The organism is Sulfitobacter sediminilitoris, from assembly GCF_010667575.1.
Lineage (GTDB): Bacteria > Pseudomonadota > Alphaproteobacteria > Rhodobacterales > Rhodobacteraceae > Sulfitobacter > Sulfitobacter sediminilitoris.
The window spans coordinates 111,506-129,148 of sequence record NZ_JAABNT010000001.1; the positions used below are offsets into that span (position 1 = coordinate 111,506).

Annotated in this window: 20 protein-coding genes and 1 tRNA gene; 8 read left to right on the plus strand and 13 right to left on the minus strand. The window is 60.3% G+C overall.

Annotated elements, in window-relative coordinates; genetic code table 11:
* Window positions 1–42 precede the first annotated feature (42 nt).
* The 6 genes from plsX (at window position 43) to GV827_RS00610 (ending at window position 4,837) form a co-directional block, all read left to right on the plus strand.
* Window positions 43–1,134, plus strand: coding sequence for a phosphate acyltransferase PlsX (plsX, locus tag GV827_RS00585; protein ID WP_164351754.1), 1,092 nt, complete (start codon window positions 43–45; stop codon window positions 1,132–1,134).
* Entirely contained in the window at window positions 1,131–2,102 is a 972-nt protein-coding gene (locus tag GV827_RS00590; RefSeq protein WP_164351755.1) for a beta-ketoacyl-ACP synthase III, read from the plus strand. The genes plsX and GV827_RS00590 overlap by 4 nt, the downstream gene beginning before the upstream one ends.
* A 100-nt stretch (window positions 2,103–2,202) precedes the next feature.
* Entirely contained in the window at window positions 2,203–2,505 is a 303-nt protein-coding gene (ihfA, locus tag GV827_RS00595) for an integration host factor subunit alpha (protein ID WP_164351756.1), read from the plus strand.
* A gap of 4 nt (window positions 2,506–2,509) precedes the next feature.
* Complete coding sequence (locus GV827_RS00600) at window positions 2,510–3,550, plus strand: MerR family transcriptional regulator (RefSeq protein ID WP_164351757.1); 1,041 nt, start codon at window positions 2,510–2,512, stop codon at window positions 3,548–3,550.
* A 66-nt stretch (window positions 3,551–3,616) separates the two neighbouring features.
* Window positions 3,617–3,693, plus strand: a tRNA-Pro gene (locus GV827_RS00605).
* Window positions 3,694–3,763: 70 nt separating this feature from the next.
* Window positions 3,764–4,837 (plus strand): 2'-deoxycytidine 5'-triphosphate deaminase, encoded by a 1,074-nt coding sequence (locus GV827_RS00610; protein WP_164351758.1) that lies wholly within the window; start codon window positions 3,764–3,766, stop codon window positions 4,835–4,837.
* 6 nt (window positions 4,838–4,843) lie between these two features.
* On the opposite strand, the gene GV827_RS00615 is transcribed toward GV827_RS00610, so the two are convergent.
* The 7 genes from GV827_RS00615 to GV827_RS00645 form a co-directional block, all read right to left on the minus strand.
* Window positions 4,844–5,107: a hypothetical protein gene (locus GV827_RS00615; RefSeq protein WP_164351759.1), complete on the minus strand. Its 264-nt coding sequence runs from the start codon at window positions 5,105–5,107 to the stop codon at window positions 4,844–4,846.
* A gap of 79 nt (window positions 5,108–5,186) precedes the next feature.
* Entirely contained in the window at window positions 5,187–5,843 is a 657-nt protein-coding gene (gene scpB / locus GV827_RS00620; RefSeq protein ID WP_164351760.1) for an SMC-Scp complex subunit ScpB, read from the minus strand.
* Complete coding sequence (locus GV827_RS00625) at window positions 5,836–6,630, minus strand: segregation and condensation protein A (RefSeq protein WP_164351761.1); 795 nt, start codon at window positions 6,628–6,630, stop codon at window positions 5,836–5,838. Before GV827_RS00625 ends, scpB begins: the two co-directional genes overlap by 8 nt.
* On the minus strand, window positions 6,623–7,627 hold the full coding sequence (gene nagZ, locus GV827_RS00630) for a beta-N-acetylhexosaminidase (RefSeq protein ID WP_164351762.1): 1,005 nt from the start codon (window positions 7,625–7,627) through the stop codon (window positions 6,623–6,625). The genes GV827_RS00625 and nagZ overlap by 8 nt, the downstream gene beginning before the upstream one ends.
* A complete protein-coding gene (locus GV827_RS00635; RefSeq protein ID WP_235929995.1) occupies window positions 7,627–8,694 on the minus strand; it encodes an SPOR domain-containing protein in 1,068 nt (355 codons plus the stop codon). Before GV827_RS00635 ends, nagZ begins: the two co-directional genes overlap by 1 nt.
* 14 nt (window positions 8,695–8,708) lie before the next feature.
* The gene (gene argS / locus GV827_RS00640) at window positions 8,709–10,454 is read right to left on the minus strand and encodes an arginine--tRNA ligase (RefSeq protein WP_164351764.1); all 1,746 of its coding nucleotides are present in this window, start codon (window positions 10,452–10,454) and stop codon (window positions 8,709–8,711) included.
* A gap of 103 nt (window positions 10,455–10,557) precedes the next feature.
* Entirely contained in the window at window positions 10,558–11,697 is a 1,140-nt protein-coding gene (locus tag GV827_RS00645) for a deoxyguanosinetriphosphate triphosphohydrolase (RefSeq protein WP_164351765.1), read from the minus strand.
* A gap of 83 nt (window positions 11,698–11,780) precedes the next feature.
* Here GV827_RS00645 and GV827_RS00650 point away from each other — a divergent pair, with 83 nt between their 5' ends.
* Entirely contained in the window at window positions 11,781–12,104 is a 324-nt protein-coding gene (locus GV827_RS00650) for a HesB/IscA family protein (RefSeq protein WP_164351766.1), read from the plus strand.
* 30 nt (window positions 12,105–12,134) lie between these two features.
* Here the strand turns inward: GV827_RS00650 and GV827_RS00655 are convergent, their stop codons facing one another.
* Together GV827_RS00655 and GV827_RS00660 are read right to left on the minus strand one after the other, a co-directional pair.
* Window positions 12,135–13,199, minus strand: coding sequence for a DUF6902 family protein (locus GV827_RS00655; RefSeq protein ID WP_164351767.1), 1,065 nt, complete (start codon window positions 13,197–13,199; stop codon window positions 12,135–12,137).
* Window positions 13,200–13,274: 75 nt separating this feature from the next.
* Window positions 13,275–13,562, minus strand: a complete 288-nt coding sequence (locus tag GV827_RS00660) for a DUF6749 family protein (protein ID WP_164351768.1) — start codon at window positions 13,560–13,562, stop codon at window positions 13,275–13,277.
* A 352-nt stretch (window positions 13,563–13,914) separates the two neighbouring features.
* Here GV827_RS00660 and xth point away from each other — a divergent pair, with 352 nt between their 5' ends.
* Window positions 13,915–14,697 (plus strand): exodeoxyribonuclease III, encoded by a 783-nt coding sequence (gene xth / locus GV827_RS00665; protein WP_164351769.1) that lies wholly within the window; start codon window positions 13,915–13,917, stop codon window positions 14,695–14,697.
* A 122-nt stretch (window positions 14,698–14,819) separates the two neighbouring features.
* Here xth and GV827_RS00670 read toward each other — a convergent pair whose 3' ends face one another.
* The 4 genes from GV827_RS00670 to GV827_RS00685 all read right to left on the minus strand — a co-directional run bounded on the left by GV827_RS00670 (window position 14,820) and on the right by GV827_RS00685 (window position 17,561).
* Window positions 14,820–15,404 (minus strand): HNH endonuclease, encoded by a 585-nt coding sequence (locus tag GV827_RS00670; protein ID WP_164351770.1) that lies wholly within the window; start codon window positions 15,402–15,404, stop codon window positions 14,820–14,822.
* A 125-nt stretch (window positions 15,405–15,529) separates the two neighbouring features.
* Complete coding sequence (locus GV827_RS00675) at window positions 15,530–16,195, minus strand: alpha/beta hydrolase (protein ID WP_164351771.1); 666 nt, start codon at window positions 16,193–16,195, stop codon at window positions 15,530–15,532.
* A complete protein-coding gene (locus tag GV827_RS00680) occupies window positions 16,192–16,827 on the minus strand; it encodes a DNA-3-methyladenine glycosylase family protein (RefSeq protein ID WP_164352170.1) in 636 nt (211 codons plus the stop codon). Before GV827_RS00680 ends, GV827_RS00675 begins: the two co-directional genes overlap by 4 nt.
* Window positions 16,824–17,561 (minus strand): precorrin-6A/cobalt-precorrin-6A reductase, encoded by a 738-nt coding sequence (locus GV827_RS00685; protein WP_164351772.1) that lies wholly within the window; start codon window positions 17,559–17,561, stop codon window positions 16,824–16,826. The genes GV827_RS00680 and GV827_RS00685 overlap by 4 nt, the downstream gene beginning before the upstream one ends.
* Between the last annotated feature and the right edge of the window lie 82 nt (window positions 17,562–17,643).

Genomic DNA, 17,643 nt, shown 5'->3' on the forward strand with positions numbered 1-17,643 from the left:
AGGCCATCGCTTGCGCAAAGATCATAAGAGGCATTCGCACCCATGACGGCTCAGACCGATCATAATCCAGCGAACGCCAACGCCCAGAGCACAGGGCGCACCCTGATTTCCGTGGACGCCATGGGGGGTGATGAGGGCCCGGCAGCGGTGGTTGCCGGGTGTTCTTTGTCTGCCAAGATCAATCCTGACATAGCTTTCGTCCTGCACGGCGATGCCGCAGTGCTTGAGACCTTAGTCACCAAGACCCCCGCTTTGGCTGGTATCTGCGAGATACGCCACGCCTCAGACATCGTCACCATGGATGATAAGCCCAGTCAGGTCGTGCGCACCGGCAAGGACACTTCGATGTGGTCCGCGATCGAATCCGTGCGCACGAGGGAAGCGGCCGTTGCTGTGTCCTGCGGCAACACCGGCGCGCTGATGGCGCTCTCCATGATCCGTCTGCGCAAGCTCGAAGGCGTGAACCGTCCCGCAATCGCGGTGCTCTACCCGTCTGCCAACCCGCAGGGCTTCAATGTGATGCTGGATGTGGGCGCCGACATTCGCGCCGATGCGGATGACCTGATGCGCTTTGCCCTGATGGGGATCTCCTATGCCCGCAACGGCATGGACATCAAACGCCCCCGCGTCGGCTTGCTCAACGTTGGCACCGAGGAACACAAGGGCCGCACCGAATTGAAAGAAGCCTACGACCTGATTCGTGCGCAAGAGGCCGGCGCAGGCTTTGACTTCGTCGGCTTCGTCGAGGGCGGCGATATTTCCGGCGACGTCGCTGACGTAATCGTCACGGACGGTTTCACTGGTAATGTCGCGATCAAAACTGGCGAAGGGACAGCGAACCTTGTGGGCCGCCGCCTGCGAGAGGCATTTGGCTATTCGCTCTGGTCGCGGATCGCATCCGCACTGGCCTACACGTCGCTGCAGCGGCTCAAGATGAAGATCGACCCGCGGCGCGTGAATGGCGGCGTTTTTCTGGGCCTGAACGGGACAGTCGTAAAGTCGCACGGCTCGGCCGATGCCACTGGCGTGTCCGCCGCCATCAAACTGGCCGCACAACTGTCGCAAAGCCAATTCAATGACAAACTGGCCGCCCGTGTCGCTGCCACACTGCCGGTAGAGGATAAATCAGAATGAGCACGCGCGCCGTTATCATAGGCTGCGGCCATTACTTGCCATCCCGCGTGGTGGAGAATGCTGAATTCGAGCGCACGCTTGATACGAACGACGAATGGATTCGCTCTCGATCCGGGATCGAACGCCGCCATTTCGCCAGCGAGGGAGAGACGACATCTTCGATGGCGACGGCCGCCGCCAATGCGGCCTTGAAGGATGCCGGGCTCACAGCCGATGATGTAGACGCGATCATACTCGCAACTTCGACGGCGGATTTCACCTTCCCCTCAGCGGCGACCATGGTGCAGGCCCAACTGGGCATGACACGTGGCTATGCCTTTGATGTACAAGCGGTTTGTGCAGGATTCATCTTTGCACTGAGCAACGCGAACGCCTTGATCGTGTCCGGTCAGGCCAAGCGCGTGCTGGTCATTGGCGCAGAGACCTTCAGCCGGATTATGGATTGGACTGACCGTTCGACCTGCGTGCTGTTTGGGGACGGTGCCGGCGCTGTGCTTCTTGAAGCGCAGGACGGCAAGGGCGGCTCGACGGATCGCGGCATCCTGTCCACTGACCTGAACTCGGACGGACGCTACCGCGATCTGCTGTATGTCGATGGCGGGGTCAGCACAGGCACAACCGGATATTTGCGGATGCAGGGCAATCAGGTCTTCCGGCATGCGGTTGGCAAATTGGCCGCAACGGCCACCACGGCGATGGAACGCGCCGGTGTCAGCCCTGCGGACGTGGATTGGATCGTGCCGCACCAGGCCAACATCCGCATCATTCAAGGCACGGCAAAGAAGCTTGATCTGCCGATGGAGAACGTGGTGGTCACCGTGCAGGATCACGGCAATACCTCAGCCGCGTCGATACCGCTGGCACTGTCGGTGGGACGCGAGCGTGGACAGATCAAGAAGGGCGATCTGATCGTGACCGAAGCCATCGGTGGTGGCCTTGCCTGGGGTGCTGTGGTCCTGCGTTGGTAGGCACTTTGCCCTTTGCATAAAGACGCCGGCCCAAGTCATTGATATTGACTCTGAAAATCCCCCGCGTCTAAGGTAGCTGAAAGAAAATCGGGGGACGGGGATGGCTGACAAAACACTTACGCGTATGGACCTGAGTGAAGCGGTGTTCCGCGAGGTCGGTCTGTCGCGCAACGAAAGCGCACAACTGGTCGAATCCGTTCTGGACCATATGTCCGACGCGCTGGTCGCCGGTGAGCAGGTCAAAATCTCGTCCTTCGGCACCTTCTCGGTCCGGGACAAGACAGCCCGTGTTGGCCGCAATCCCAAGACTGGCGAAGAGGTCCCGATCAACCCGCGCCGGGTGCTGACCTTCCGTCCGTCGCACCTGATGAAAGACCGGGTCGCCGACGGCAACAAGTCCTGAGCATATGGCCAAGTCGCCAGACGCTTTTCGCACCATATCCGAAGTCGCAGACTGGCTGGGCATTCAGGCCCACGTGCTGCGCTTCTGGGAAAGCAAATTCAGTCAGGTCAAACCAGTAAAGCGCGCTGGCGGACGTCGGTACTACCGGCCCAACGACATGTTGCTGCTCGGTGGCATCAAGCAATTGCTGCACGAGGACGGCCTGACGATCAAAGGCGTTCAGAAAATCCTGCGGGAAGAAGGGATTAGCCATGTGGCGTCCCTTTCCCCGCCGCTGGATGAGCTTACCCAGTCACAGATGGAAGACGCCGAGGAAACACCTTTTATCGAGGCTGTGCCAGACCCGTCAGAAGAAACCGGCGTCGTCCTGAGCTTTGACAGCGGCGCTGCACAGGCGGCCGAGCCGGAACAATCGGTGACTGCAGCCAAGGCGGCGACAAAAGTCGAAGCGCAGGATGAAGCGCCTGCCCCCGCAGAGCCGGAAACAAGCGACGCGTTGCCTGAAACCGCAGAAGAGGGAGTCCTTGCAGCCGAAGCGCAAGCAGACGCCAGCCCTGCCCCGCCACCGAAATCAGAAACGGAAACCCAAGTCGCGCCTGAACCGGCACCCGAACCGGAAAAGACCGCTTCTGGGACCGAGGAGCCTGCGGCACCGGGGCCCGAAGCAACACCAGCGCAAGAACCCGCCCAACAGCCAGCTGCTGCACTGCCTGCCTTTCTGCGCCGTCCAATGGCAGAACCGGCTGAACCCGCCAGCGATAATATCCCTGCTGAGGACACCGCGCCAGTTGAGGCGGCACCTTCTGAACCAGCCGCGCAAGAGGCCCCTCCTGCCCCGAAACCCCGCGTCATTGAGATGCCCGAGATCACCGCGATCAGTGACATCCCCGCAGCCCCTGCCGTGCTGTCTCACGCCTATCGCACGCGCCGCCTGAGCAAAGAACAGGCGCGACAGATCGCGCCGTTGCTGGAGCGGTTGACTGTGCTGCGCGATTCCATGGCCGCGCGCCGCCGTCCCGGCGCACATCCGGGACCAAACGACTAAACCCGTGCGCGCACTGGCACTTCCCTCTTGCACGCCTGCAAAGATCAGGTATGAACGCCCCCATGTCGGGCTATGGCGCAGCCTGGTAGCGCGTCCGTCTGGGGGACGGAAGGTCGCAGGTTCGAGTCCTGCTAGCCCGACCAACCGACATTTGACCAACGCCCGCCGCCCTTTGGGCCAGCGGGCGTTTGGCTTTTACGAAGGGCGCGATGCATGCAGGGCGTGATCCCCAATCAGTTGATCTCTCAGATGATCGAGACGGGCGAGATCACCGCATCGCCTGCGGTCATTCCTGAACAAATACAGCCCGCCAGCCTTGATCTGCGCCTCGGGACGGTTGCTTACCGTGTGCGGGCGTCCTTTCTGGCCGGTCATGGGGCAAAGGTGGCCGATCGGCTGGCCGAGTTTGAGATGCACCGCGTTGACCTCACCAATGGTGCAGTGCTGGAAAAGGGCTGCGTTTACGTCGTGCCCCTGATGGAAAGCCTCGCCCTGCCGGATGATATCTCTGCCGTGGCCAACGCCAAAAGCTCGACCGGGCGGCTGGACCTTTTGACCCGCGCCATCACGGACGGGGGCACCGAATTTGACCGCATTGCGCCCGGCTATGTCGGTCCCCTTTATGCTGAGATTTGCCCCCGCTCATTCTCCGTTCTGGTCCGGCCCGGCATGCGGCTTAATCAGATCCGTTTTGGCCGGGGTGACGCAGTTTTGGACGATGATGCTTTGCGTCAGTTGCACGAACACACCCCACTGGTCGATGGCCCCGCTGTAATCGACGAAGGGTTGGGCTTCTCTGTCGATCTCAAGCTGCCCAACACAACCTTAGTGGGATACCGCGCCAAGCCCCATACCGGTGTGATCGACCTTGATAATATCGGGTATTACGATCCGGCTGAATACTGGGAAGAAGTCCACAGCGCCAACGGCCAGATCATCCTTGACCCCGGCGCCTTCTACATTCTCGTCAGCCGCGAAGCAGTGACCATCCCGCCAAACTATGCTGCTGAAATGGCGCCCTACCTTGCCATGGTCGGCGAGTTCCGGGTGCATTACGCTGGTTTCTTCGATCCCGGCTTCGGCCATGCGTCTGCCGGGGGGGCAGGCTCTCGCGGTGTTCTTGAGGTGCGCTGTCACGAAGCGCCCTTCGTATTGGAGCATGGACAGGTGGTTGGACGGCTGGTGTATGAGCGCATGTGCGAAGCGCCAACGCAGCTTTACGGGGCCGATCTGGCATCAAACTATCAGGGCCAGGGCCTGAAACTGTCCAAGCATTTCAAAAGCTGAAGCCGATCAGAAACGGTTCATCTTGCGCAATGCCTTCATCTGCTGGCGTTGCTGGCGCGCCTGTTGACGTGCGTGGCGCTGCTGCCTGCGTTCCTCAGGCGTCAGCTGTGGCTGAACCGGATTGCCGTAATCGTCCAACGCATCGGGTGGCAGGTTCTGCTGCTGGCGGCGCTGGCCCATCTGTCCGGCCTTGTCAAAGCCTGCGTTGACGCCCCGGCGGATAAGCTGGTTCATCACCTGCCGGATAATCATGTTGATGATCTGGTTCATTGAACGATCCTTGTCTGCCTCACTTCGCACTATAGCATGGATTGAGGCGATTTTCAGGCTGATGCGGGTATTCTCCGCGTCAATCCTCGAAAAGCTCGGACTGGCCTTCGGTGCTCTCTTCCTCGTCTTCGCCGTCCCCCAGCAAAGGCATGGTCCCCGGTGGAGGCCGGTTTTCCAGCAGACCGGCAGCGCGCAATTCCTTCAACCCAGGCAAATCGCGGGCGTTCTCAAGTCCGAAGTGATCGAGGAACCCCTGCGTCACCACAAAGGTCACCGGCCGGCCCGGTGTCATCTTGCGGCGACCGAAACGTATCCATTCCAGCTCAAGCAGCTGGTCTACGGTCCCGCGCGACACAGAGACACCGCGAATTTCCTCGATCTCTGCACGGGTCACGGGCTGGTGATATGCGATGATCGCCAGTGTCTCGATCGCCGCCCGGCTCAGCTTGCGGACCTCGACGGTCTCTTTCTGCATCAAAAAACCCAGATCCGCAGCCGTCCGCATCGCATAGCCATCGCCAACGCGAACAACCTGCACGCCGCGCCCTTCATAGCGTTTGCGCAGATGCACCATCGCCTCACCTGCATCGCAGCCGTGCGGCATACGGGATTCCAGTTCCTTCAACGTGATCGGCTCAGACGTGGCAAACAAAACCGCCTCGATCATGCGTTCCTGCTCGGCCATGGGCGGTGCCTCGAACAGGCTCTCTTCTTGTTCTTCGATGTCTTCAGCCACGCGGCACATCCCTTTTTCGCAACTGGATCGGGGCGAACGTATCGCTTTGCCTGATCTCCAGATGGCCCTCTTTAACCAGTTCAAGCGAGGCCGCAAAGGTGGAGGCCGTGGCCGAGCGCCGCTTGGCCGGATCGGTCTCCCAGCCTTCCGGCAGAAAGCTCATCAGATCGCCCCAGTCGCCTGCGTATCCGATCAGGCCCCGCATCCGCTCCAGCGCCTGCTCCATCGTGAACACCGCATCGCGGTCCATCACGAAGGGACGGAATTCATCCCGCGTACGGATACGGGCATAGCCCTGCATCAGGTCCAGAAGCGTCGCGGTATAGGTCACCCGGCGGACCCGCTCGACCTCATTCGTTTGTCCACGGGCAAAGAAATCACGCCCAAGCTGATCCCGCGCCATCAGCCGTGCCGCAACATCGCGCATGGCCTGCAACCGCTCCAGCTGAAACGCCAGATGGGCAGCCAATTCCTCGCCGGATGGGCCTTCCTCTTCGGGGTCCGGCGGCAAAAGGAGACGCGATTTCAGAAACGCAAGCCACGCTGCCATCACCAGATAATCGGCGGCCAGTTCCAGACGCAACGCCTTGGCCTTCTCCACGAAGGTCAGATACTGCCGCGCCAGTTGCAAAACCGAGATCTTGCGCAGATCTACCTTTTGTGTCCGGCTGAGTGTCAGCAGAAGGTCCAGCGGGCCCTCAAACCCGTCCACATCGACAATCAGCGCCTCAGCCGCCAACCTTTCGGCGACAGAAACCGTGTCTTCCTCAAATGTGGTGTCAGCCATGCCCCGCCCCGCCCAAAAGCGCTTCAAGTTCGCGCTCAAGGGCCGGAATGTCAACGTCATCGGGGATGTTGCGCATGGCCAGCGCACGTTCCGCGCGGGTCTGCGCTGCCGGTGTCATGCGACCTGCGGCATCAGCCACCGCACGCCGGTCTTCCAGCGGAGCATTGCAGTAAAGGACAACATCACAGCCAGCAGCGATTGCCGCGCTGGCATTCTCGGCAGGTGTGCCCGACAGGGCCTTCATCGAAATGTCATCCGTCATGATCAGGTTATCAAATCCGATGTCCTTGCGGATAAGCTGCATCATGATCGAAGAAAGCGTCGCGGGGGCTTCATCAATCTGCGCATAAACCAGATGCGCAGTCATCCCCATGGGCAGATCGGTCAGCGCCCGGAACGGCAGAAAATCCGAAGCTTCAAGTTCAGCGCGGCTTGCATCGACGCGGGGCAGATCAAAGTGGCTGTCCATCGTGGCGCGGCCATGGCCGGGCATGTGTTTGACGACAGGCAACACACCACCCGCCAGCATCCCATCCGCCGCGGACCGGCCAAGGATCGCAACCCGCTCAGGATCACTGCTGTAGCATCTGTTGCGCAGAAACTGATGCGTTGCGGCCCCTGCCACATCAACCATCGGCGCGCAGTTGCTGTCTATCCCAACGCTGTGCAGCTCGTGCGCGATGATGCGGTACATCAGATACATCGCCCGCAGTGCATTTGGTCCTGCCAAAGCCACGAAATCAAGCGGTGGCAGCCATTCGCGCCATTGTGGGCTGCGCATGCGCTGCACGCGACCGCCTTCCTGATCTATCGTGATGACCGCCTCGCGCCCGACAGCCTCGCGCATCTCGGCACACAGCGCGCGGACCTGATCAGGGCTTTCGATGTTGCGCGCAAAGAGGATGAAACCAAAGGGATCAGCCTCGCGAAACAGCGCCTTTTCCTCTGCTGTCAGCCTCAGACCATCGGCATCGATGATCGTCGCCCCATAGGCCATCAGCGGGTGACCACCGGAATGCAATCCTGGTTCTCTGCCACCAGAGCCGAGCAAAAGCGACGGGCATCTGCGATATCTTCGAATCCCATCGCCCGCAGACGGTAGAATACCCGCCCACCGCTGCGCGCTTTTTGGACAATACGTTTCTTGTCAGCCAGATAGGCGTCAAATCGAGTCATCAATTGGTCCCACTGCTGACGCGCGACTTCAGGGCTGTCAAAGGCCCCCAGCTGGGCAAGACGTGTGCCGGCAGGCAGGCTTTCGGGATCGATATCTTCAATCACCGGGGCGTCAGTGGTCAGCGCGGCTGGCGTGACGACAGCACGCACTGCCGGGCGAATTTTGGGACGGGCGGATTGACGCACACCCGGCGCGTCCCGCAGGGCCGCGACCTGTCGTCCGGCGGCGGTGACTTCGGCCACAACGGTTTCGGTCACGGTTGCAACAACCTTGTCGACGTCTTCGCTCAGGTCACTGATTGGCGCGACCCCCGCCGTCAACTGCGCGACCAGATCGTCCATATTCCCGCTTTCAAGTGCGGCAGTAACATCATCCGGGTTCAGAACCGGCGCGTCCGGCAAGAGCGTCGCAGCAGCGTCCTGTGTCCCTGCCGCAACCATCGCAGCGGGAACCACATGATCTTCGGCCTCTAGGTCAATGGGTTTCGGCGCCAAAATCAAACGATCTGCGGGTTTGGCAGCCGTCCCTTCGGCGGCCACCGCATTGACAGACAGCCCCTGATGGCGGGCCAATTGGCCGCCCGGTTCTTCTGGCCGCACGCGCATTTCACCACTGGCGGCACGGACCACGGGGATGCCGCTGACATCGCGAACCAGCAGCTTGTATCCCCAGACACCTATGCCCACAACCAAGGCAAGTGAGACCACGGCCCCAGCCACATTCGTCAGCGTTACCAATTGGTTAGAACCCGCAGGGGTCTGTTGTTGATATGCGGATGCATGTGCGTGGTTCCCCGCCATCGGGGAAGACGTGAAATCTGCCATCTCTGCCTCTTTGCCCGCCGGATACGTTGCCCGCCGGGTCTGGTCTTGGGGTTGCCTGTGCATGGCGCGGGCGTGCGTTATCGCATCTCTTGCGCCGGAGTGACCCCAAGAATACCAAGCCCCGCCGCAATTACAATCGCCGTGGCCCGCGCAAGGGCAATTTTTGCCTGAGAGGTGGCCGCATCGTCTTCTTGAATGAAGCGCAAAGAGGTGACCTCGTTGCCCTTGTTCCAAAGACCGTGGAAATCCCCGGCAAGCTCATAAAGATAGAAGGCCACGCGGTGCGGTTCATTGGTGCGCGCAGCGGTCTCAACCAGCCGTGGCCATTCGGCCAGCTTGCGCAGCACACCCAATTCGCTTTCGTGATCCAGCAGGCTCAGATCAGCCTTTGCCAGGGTCGCATCATCAACAGCGATCCCCGCTTCCACCGCCTTGCGCAGCACAGAGGACACGCGCGCATGGGCATATTGCACGTAGAACACCGGGTTCTCGCGGCTTTGCTCCAACACCTTGTCGAAATCGAAATCCAGCATGGCGTCATTCTTGCGGGTCAGCATGACAAAGCGGGTCACATCCGGCCCGACCTGATCAACAACGTCGCGCAGGGTGACGAATGTCCCGGCCCGCTTGGACATTTTGAACGGCTCGCCATTCTTGAACAGCTTCACCAACTGCGTCAGCTTGATATCCAGCGGCACCTTGCCGTCCGACAGCGCCGACACCGCCGCCTTCATCCGCTTGACGTAGCCGCCGTGATCCGCACCGAAAACGTCGATCAGCGCATCAAAGCCACGCTGCACCTTGTCATAATGATAGGCGATATCGGGGGCGAAATAGGTCCAGCTGCCGTCCGATTTCATCACCGGGCGATCCACGTCATCGCCATGTTCGGTCGATTTGAACAGCGTCTGCTCGCGCGGCTCCCAGTCTTCGGGTTTCTTGCCCTTTGGGGGCTCCAGTACGCCCTCGTAGATCAGCCCTTTGCCCCGCAAATCATCCAGCGCGGCCTCAATCCGGCCAGTGCCGTAGAGCGATTTTTCCGAATAGAACACGTCCATTTCGACACCCAAAGCCTTCAGGTCATCGCGGATCAAATCCATCATTTTCTCAGTGGCAAATTCGCGGATCTCTTCCAGCCAGAACTGCTCACCCTTATCAAGGTACGCCTCGCCCACCTTGTCCTTCAGCGCCTCGCCCACCGCGATCAGGTAATCGCCGGGATAGGTCCCTTCCGGGAAGGCCACCTCCTGTCCATGCGCCTCGCAATACCGCAGGTAAACGGAGCGGGCCAGCACATCGACCTGTGCGCCACCGTCGTTGATATAGTATTCCCGGGTTACATCGTATCCGGCGAAATCCAACAGGCTGGCCAGCGCATCGCCAAACACAGCGCCACGTGTATGGCCCACATGCAGCGGGCCAGTGGGGTTGGCGGATACGTATTCAACGTTGACCTTTTTCCCCTGCCCCAACGTCCCCCGGCCAAAACCGGTCCCTTCGGTCAGGATCGTCTTGGCCATGCCCTGCCAGACAACCGGCGCCAGACGCAGGTTCAGAAAGCCAGGCCCCGCCACTTCGGCAGAGGTGATGCGCGGATCGTCTGCCAGCTTGCCTGCCAGCGCGTCAGCAATATCGCGTGGCTTCATCTTGGCGGGTTTCGCCAACACCATCGCCGCATTGGTTGCCATATCCCCATGCGCGGGATCGCGCGGTGGCTCTGTCGTGATGGGATCAAAGTTCAGACCCTCGGGCAGATCGCCCCCACGGACCATTTCGTCCAGCGTTGCAATGATATGGTCGCGGATTTCGGCAAAGATGTTCATGGGTTCATTCCTTCGTTCCCGCCCATGTATCACTTGAGTGGGGGCAGTCAATTGGATCACGGCCGCGCAGCTTGACGGAACGGACACCGATCAACGCAAGGCCCTATCCGATCAAACGCGCGTGCTCTGAATAGGCGTAGCGGTCCGTCATCCCGGCAATGTAGTCGCACACCATCCGCGCCAGCGTCGTCCGGTCCTGCGCCGCTTGCTCGATCTGTCGTGCCCAGTGACGGGGCAACATGTCGGGATTCTCCAGAAACAGCGGGAACAGGTCCTCGACAATCTTCGTCACCTCGGCGCGCTTCTCCATCACCGACGGCGCGCGGTACATCCGCTTGAACAGAAACGCGCGTATGGCACGAATGTCCTGCCACATCTGGTCCGAGAACCGGATCACCGGCCGCCCCAGATGCCGGATATCTGCGGCTGATGCCGCACCGCAGTTGTCCAGCAATCCTCGCGAAGTCTCGATCACGTCGCTTACCATCATTCCGAACACCCGCCGCAAAGCCTCGTGCCTGCGGCGGTAGCTATCGGTGTCGGGATACAGACGATCAACCTCGGCGTAGGCCGGTGCCACCAAGGGCAAGTCGGCAATCTCGTCTTCAGAAAACAATCCTGCCCGCAATCCGTCATGCAGATCGTGGTTGTTGTACGCAATATCATCAGACAGCGCCGCGACCTGCGCCTCGGCACTCGCATGCGTGTGCAGTTCCAGATCATGCAGCGCGTTATATTCGGCCAAAGCATAGGGCAAATCGCCGACAACGGGCCCATTATGCTTGGCAATACCTTCCAGCGTATCCCACGTCAGGTTCAATCCGTCAAATTCGGCATAGTGCCGCTCCAATGACGTCACGATCTTGATCGCCTGCGCGTTGTGATCAAAGCCGCCGTAGGGCGCCATCAGTGCATGCAGCGCATCCTCGCCCGTATGCCCGAACGGCGTGTGACCCAGATCATGGGCCAGCGCGACCGCCTCGGTCAGTTCCCCGTTCAGACCCAAAGCACCGGCAATCGTCCGCGCCACTTGGGCCACCTCAATCGAATGGGTCAAACGCGTGCGATAATAATCGCCCTCGTGCTCCACGAAAACTTGCGTCTTGTGCTTCAACCGCCGAAAGGCGCTGGCATGAATGATCCGGTCCCGATCCCGCTGATGGCAAGACCGGAACGTGCTTTCCTCTTCCCGGACCCGCCGTCCCCTGGCGGTAACCGGATCAGAGGCGAAAGGTGCGCGCATTGCCGCTGGTCCTTGTGGCCTGTCCCAACGCTTTCTATACTAGCAATGCAACGCGATGAAAACCGCAGCACCGGAGCCAAATGATGAACCTGCCCCCCAAAGTCACGCCCCGCGCCTTTGAACGCCTCGCAGAGATTGGCGCGTCCGATCAGGGCAAGGCCCTGCGCGTGGCCGTCGAAGGCGGTGGATGTTCGGGCTTTCAATATGAAATCGACCTTGATGAGCCCAAGGAAGACGACCTCGTCTTGGAAGGTGCCGGGCAAAAGGTCGTCGTCGACAGCATCTCCCTGCCCTTCCTGACGAATGCTGTGATCGACTTTTCCGAGGAACTGATCGGCGCACGGTTCGTCATCGACAATCCAAACGCCACATCCGCCTGCGGCTGCGGCACATCCTTTTCGATGTAAGTCGCCCCGCTTGTGGCTGCCCTTAGGGGATCAGCTGCCAGAGTTGCGTGCAAAACCCTCAAAAAAGTCGCCGAACCTTTCAGAGGACGCTTCGGCCCGCTGAACGATTGCGCGGCTATGTGCATCCAGAAACGGGATCACGCGCCCCCGCATTCCCGACCAATCCCCATGACGCGCAGCACCCAGATCAAACAGGAATTCCGACAAGCCGCGCAATGCGCTCTTGGCCTGTAATTGGTCAACAAACTGAACGCCCCCTTGCGGCACCTCCGCCTCAAAGCATGGCGCACCGGCGACGGCCTGCCCCCATCCGGTGACCAGATAGGCATGAAAGGCATCCATGACCGGCATTTCGGTTTCCGCCGGTACAGGCATGATACCTGCATGGGCTCTGGAGACGTCCTCGACCCAGATTTGGCTGGGTGTCCCGCCAGCAAACTGGATCGCTGTGCATACTTCTGCAAGAAGATCGTGGTTCTGATCCAGATACGCCACAAGACCTGTGTATTCGAGGCTCATCATCGCTTCAGGTCTCAGCTCAGGATCATATTTTCCGTACTCTGACAGATAATACACGATGTGGGTCAGCTCATAGGCCGCCTTTTTGTTGGGCAAGGCAAAGGTTTCCGGACGTTCGACAAACCGGCGCAGCCGCGCTACAAGATCACCGCTGGATACCACATCTGCCGCACCGCGCCGCGCAAGCAGTCTGCGGGCTTCCGCCCTCTGCAAGTCGGACAGCTCCGCCTCCGCCAGTCCGACCGAAGCCACCCAGTCGCACAGCCTCTCTCCCTTGCACCCATCCAACCCGAGGTCCTCCAGATCGAGACAGATCGACAGGAAAAACCGATAATACTGGGGGTAAAAACGCAACCGCTCTTCGATCTCATCGTAAAATGTCTCGAAAGGGGCCAGGGCGCCCGGCATCAGCGGCTCTGACGTTGCCACAAGAAGATTCAAAAGCTCGGCATTCTCCTTGAGCCAGAACACATCGTCTGGTCGCCGTCTGTGTTGGGAAACGCCTTCCAGCAAGGCCGCAAGGTTCTGGGCCCTATCAGGCCGAAGCTTTGGTTGAAACGCAACAACATTGGACATGTCTGTTCCTCCTGAGCTGGTGTTGGATCAGACCCGGCAAGGTTGTGCCGGGTCTGACCGCGCTGCGCTGGTTGCTCAGACGCTCTGCATGAAGAGCCCGGTCTTGTCGCCTTCTGACATACGACAGCCCGTTTCCAGAACGCTTTGCATAAACATTCCGGCACCCTGACCGGCCATCATGTCATTGCTGTGCGGAGCAGAGCCCGAGACGTAGAGGTCAACGCCGTCGCCCGCCATCATATCGCAGCATGTCGGCGCGGAGCCGGAGACGAACAGTTCAACTCCGGAACCTGCATCAATGCTGCTATGGTCCGCTGTTTCGGAAGCAATTGTGATGTCGGTGATACGTGCAAGTGCAGTCATGGATAGTCCTTTTCGGTTGGAATGGTTTACAATCTAAAGTTGAAACACCTCAACGATTGCTCGTTTTGCGTGCTATTCCAAGCAGGTTTTTCGACCTCACAGCTTATCACCAGATGCGCCCACAGCCGGGATGGGCGCCAGCAGGTTTACCATGCGTCAATATTCATCTTATCCACACTTGAATACATTTCTTCTCCACAACGTTCATTGAACTCTCTTTCGTGATGCCGGCACCTTAGATCAACCCAAAGTGGCATTAAGTCTGACCGAATCGCCTTAAGCGGTAGCACCCGTCTCTTGCCCTGCTTCGCTTTTTCCGCGATAGGAAACGCAACCTCGCGGGAGATCGAAAATGAAAATTGCGACCTTCAACATCAACGGGATCAAGGCACGCATCGAAAGCCTCCCGGCATGGCTGGACGACGCGCAGCCGGATGTTGTCCTGCTGCAGGAAATCAAGTCAATCGACGAGAATTTTCCCAAGGAGATATTCGAGGATCGCGGCTACAACGTGGAAACCCACGGCCAGAAGTCTTTCAACGGTGTGGCGATCCTGTCCAAGCACCCGCTGGAAGACGTCAGCCGTGGCTTGCCAGGCGACGACGATGACGCGCAGGCCCGGTGGATCGAAGCCACGGTGATAGGACAGCGCGAGGCCCTGCGCATTTGCGGCCTTTATCTGCCCAACGGCAATCCGGCCCCCGGACCCAAGTTCGACTACAAACTGGCGTGGATGGCCCGGCTTGAGGCCCGTGCGAGCGCGCTTCTGGCAGAAGAAACGCCATTCCTCATGGCCGGGGACTATAACATCATTCCGCAAGCCGAAGATGCGGCAAACCCGGACAGCTGGCGCGAGGATGCCCTTTTTCGCCTTGAATCGCGCACCGCATGGCGCCGTCTTCTCAACCTGGGCCTGACCGAAGCCTTCCGCGCCCGCACGCAGGGGCCGGGCCACTACAGCTTCTGGGACTATCAGGCTGGCGCATGGAACCGCAACAACGGCATCCGCATCGATCATTTCCTGCTCAGCCCGGCCTGCGCTGACATGCTGCGCGACTGCCAGATCGACCGCGACGTGCGCGGCCGCGACAAACCCTCTGATCATGTCCCGGTCTGGGTCGAACTGGATTTCTGACATCTCTGGTCTTGAATGGTGAGACCCGAAGCCAGCAACACCTCTGCAACAGGCAGCCGCCAGTGACCGCGCCGCGCCCAAGCGAAGAGGTGCATACGGATGAACGCCAGCAAGCGCCCAGATCACGCCTCCAGCTCAGCATCCCAATACAGAAAATCCATCCAGCTTTCGTGCAGATGGTTCGGGGGAAACTTTCGCCCCATGTTCCGCAACTCCTCCGCCGCTGGCTGGCGCGGTGGTTTACGCAGGTGCAGCCCGGTGCGGTGCAGCGGCTTCGATCCTTTCTTGAGGTTACAGGGGCTACAGGCCGCTACAACATTCTGCCACGACGTAACCCCTCCCGAAGCCCTTGGCACCACGTGGTCAAAGGTCAAATCACCCTTCCCGCCACAGTACTGACAGCGGAACTCGTCTCTCAGAAATAAATTAAAGCGCGTGAAGGCCACGCGCTTTTGAGGTTTTACATAATCTTTCAACACCACGACGGACGGTATTTTCAGCGTCATGGTCGGGCTTCGCACCACATCGTCGTATTCGGCAACGATGTCCACCCGGTCCAGCCACTTGGCCTTGATCGCGTCCTGCCATGGCCATAGCGAAAGTGGATAATAACTGAGCGGTCTGTAGTCCGCGTTCAGCACCAGCGCGGGCCTGTGTTTCAGCCCCGCTGGCTGCCTTGTAAACTCGGTTCTGAAATCGCCGTCCATCGCTTGCGTCCTTCACCTATTCCTTCAAACTATATCTCGTGGTTTTCGGCTGGCAAGCCAAAGGTTTGCACAAGATGTCGCGGGGACGATTGCAGCAGTTCTGTAACGGTTTCGTGACGAAGTGCCTATAAACCAAGCTTATCGCGCATAAAGGCCAAGGCCACGCTTAACCCATCGGGCGCAATGCCGTGGCCCGTGCCCTTCATGACATGGGCATAGACGTCCTGCCACCCGGCTTCCTGCAGCGCCTCTGCTGCCTGCGGCAGCGACTGCGGCGGCACCACATCATCAGCATCACCATGCACCAGCAGGATCGGCGGTTTCACCACCGCTTCGTCGGCCAGCGCTTCAGGCGATAGCAACCGACCGGAAAACGCGACAATACCGGCCACCTCGTCCTCGCGGCGCGGGGCCACATGCAGCGCCATCATCGTACCTTGGGAAAAACCGAACAACACAACCTGTTCCGGCAGCACGTCTTCGTCCACCATCAACGCGTCCAGAAAGGCATTCAGGTCGGTGACCGCCTGATCCATGCCGCGCATGGATTCCTCTTCCGAGGAGCCATCAATCCAGGGGATCGGAAACCACTGGTAGCCGCCCATCATCCCCGGCACGTTTTCAGGCGCGTCCGGTGCGACGAACATCGTGTCCGGCAGATGCTCTCCCAAAGGATCGGCAAGCCCCAGCAAATCGGCCCCATTGGCGCCGTAACCATGCAGAAACACAACGATAGAGCGTGTCTCGCCCGATTTTGCCGCGCGGCGCTCAGCGTTCAGTACCCGTGTCATCCCAACCCTTCCCTGTTCTTCAAGATACGGTAGTAGGCAAAGAGCGCGCGGGCTGCAACAGACCGCCAAGGCGTCCAGTCCTGCGCCATCTCCGCCAGCGCCTCCGGCTTTGGCCTTTCGGGCAAGCCGAACAACGATTGCGCCGCGACCTGCAAGGCCAGATCACCGGGCGGAAACATATCAGCCCGCCCCATGCAGAACATGCCGTAGATCTGCGCGGTCCACGGACCGACGCCCGTGATCTGGGTCAGACGGTCAAAGACGTCCGCATCGTCCAACCCATGCAGCCCCGCATAATCGATATCCTCATCCGCAAGGATCAGCGCGTAGCGGGCCTTGGGGCGGCTCAACCCTGCGGCGCGCAACCCCGCATCCCCTGCCCCGCGCACCGCGTCTTCGGACATCAACCCGGCCGCCTGCATCCGCTCCCTGATCGCATTGGCCGACGCGACACTGACCTGCTGACTGATGATGATATCAAGAAGCCCGGCAAAGCCATCGGGCCGCAGCCGCAAGGGCAACGGCCCTGTCTGGCGCAGCGCCGACGTAAACCGGGGCTCACGGGCGCACAGCCACGCCGCACCTTCGGCAACATCGGCATCGGTTTCGATCCTGCGGGGCGCGGACCTCATAAGCCTGCGACCCATGCCAACACGTCCTCGACAGAGGTGCACTCTGCCATGCCGCTTGGCTTGGCAGGCCTGTCGATGAGAATCACATCCAGATCCAGCGCCTTGGCCGCGTCCAGCTTGGGGCGGCTGGCCCGCCCGCCAAGGTTGCGACAGATCAGCGTGTCGACATTCAGATCCCTGAACAGCGCCGCCTCGCTTTCCGCAGTAAAGGGCGGATCACCGAAAACAAGCTCTACGAAATCATAGGGCGGTGGCCTGTCGTGCCGGACCGTCTGACGCAAGAGCAACCGGCTGCCCGGAAAGCGGGCGCAATCGGGCAGGCTGGCCCATCCGGTCGCCGCAAAAACCCGTGCGCCGGGGCGTACCAGCGCCATCGCTGAGGCGACATCCTGTGCCGATCGCCAGCGGGGATGCTCTGCCGTTGACCACGGCGGACGCGACAGGGTGACAATCGGCAGCCCCAGTGCAGACGCCGCTGCAAACCCGGCCTCGGTCATTACCCCGTCAAACCCGTGACTGGCGTCGATGACCGCATCAACCCCCTGCATCGCCTCACCCAGCTTTTCCTGCGAAATCTCCTTCCAGACCTCAAAAGGCATCGGCATCGGATCAGGCCCCCGCGGCGGCTCCGACTTGATCGCCTGCACGGAGGTCCCCTGCGCCTGCAAAGCCACGGCAATCTGGCGCGCCTCGGCGCTGCCTGCGAGCAGAAGTATGCGCTTTGCCTGTTCCATTACGGCGACATTATGCACGCCAGCCCCAAGCACAAGCCCAAGCTGTCAGGGGTTGCTCCTGTCCCGGCGGAACGGTACGGCT

Bases quoted from the DNA above. Each gene is read 5' to 3' on its own strand.
- GV827_RS00660 (WP_164351768.1), bottom strand. From the start codon at position 13,562: ATGACTGCACTTGCACGTATCACCGACATCACAATTGCTTCCGAAACA.
- xth (WP_164351769.1), top strand. From the start codon at position 13,915: ATGAAAATTGCGACCTTCAACATCAACGGGATCAAGGCACGCATCGAA.
- GV827_RS00610 (WP_164351758.1), top strand. From the start codon at position 3,764: ATGCAGGGCGTGATCCCCAATCAGTTGATCTCTCAGATGATCGAGACG.
- nagZ (WP_164351762.1), bottom strand. From the start codon at position 7,627: ATGGCCTATGGGGCGACGATCATCGATGCCGATGGTCTGAGGCTGACA.
- GV827_RS00680 (WP_164352170.1), bottom strand. From the start codon at position 16,827: ATGAGGTCCGCGCCCCGCAGGATCGAAACCGATGCCGATGTTGCCGAA.
- GV827_RS00600 (WP_164351757.1), top strand. From the start codon at position 2,510: ATGGCCAAGTCGCCAGACGCTTTTCGCACCATATCCGAAGTCGCAGAC.
- GV827_RS00645 (WP_164351765.1), bottom strand. From the start codon at position 11,697: ATGCGCGCACCTTTCGCCTCTGATCCGGTTACCGCCAGGGGACGGCGG.
- GV827_RS00590 (WP_164351755.1), top strand. From the start codon at position 1,131: ATGAGCACGCGCGCCGTTATCATAGGCTGCGGCCATTACTTGCCATCC.
- GV827_RS00675 (WP_164351771.1), bottom strand. From the start codon at position 16,195: ATGACACGGGTACTGAACGCTGAGCGCCGCGCGGCAAAATCGGGCGAG.
- GV827_RS00625 (WP_164351761.1), bottom strand. From the start codon at position 6,630: ATGGCTGACACCACATTTGAGGAAGACACGGTTTCTGTCGCCGAAAGG.
- argS (WP_164351764.1), bottom strand. From the start codon at position 10,454: ATGAACATCTTTGCCGAAATCCGCGACCATATCATTGCAACGCTGGAC.
- GV827_RS00650 (WP_164351766.1), top strand. From the start codon at position 11,781: ATGAACCTGCCCCCCAAAGTCACGCCCCGCGCCTTTGAACGCCTCGCA.
- ihfA (WP_164351756.1), top strand. From the start codon at position 2,203: ATGGCTGACAAAACACTTACGCGTATGGACCTGAGTGAAGCGGTGTTC.
- GV827_RS00615 (WP_164351759.1), bottom strand. From the start codon at position 5,107: ATGAACCAGATCATCAACATGATTATCCGGCAGGTGATGAACCAGCTT.
- GV827_RS00670 (WP_164351770.1), bottom strand. From the start codon at position 15,404: ATGGACGGCGATTTCAGAACCGAGTTTACAAGGCAGCCAGCGGGGCTG.
- GV827_RS00685 (WP_164351772.1), bottom strand. From the start codon at position 17,561: ATGGAACAGGCAAAGCGCATACTTCTGCTCGCAGGCAGCGCCGAGGCG.
- GV827_RS00655 (WP_164351767.1), bottom strand. From the start codon at position 13,199: ATGTCCAATGTTGTTGCGTTTCAACCAAAGCTTCGGCCTGATAGGGCC.
- GV827_RS00635 (WP_235929995.1), bottom strand. From the start codon at position 8,694: ATGCACAGGCAACCCCAAGACCAGACCCGGCGGGCAACGTATCCGGCG.
- plsX (WP_164351754.1), top strand. From the start codon at position 43: ATGACGGCTCAGACCGATCATAATCCAGCGAACGCCAACGCCCAGAGC.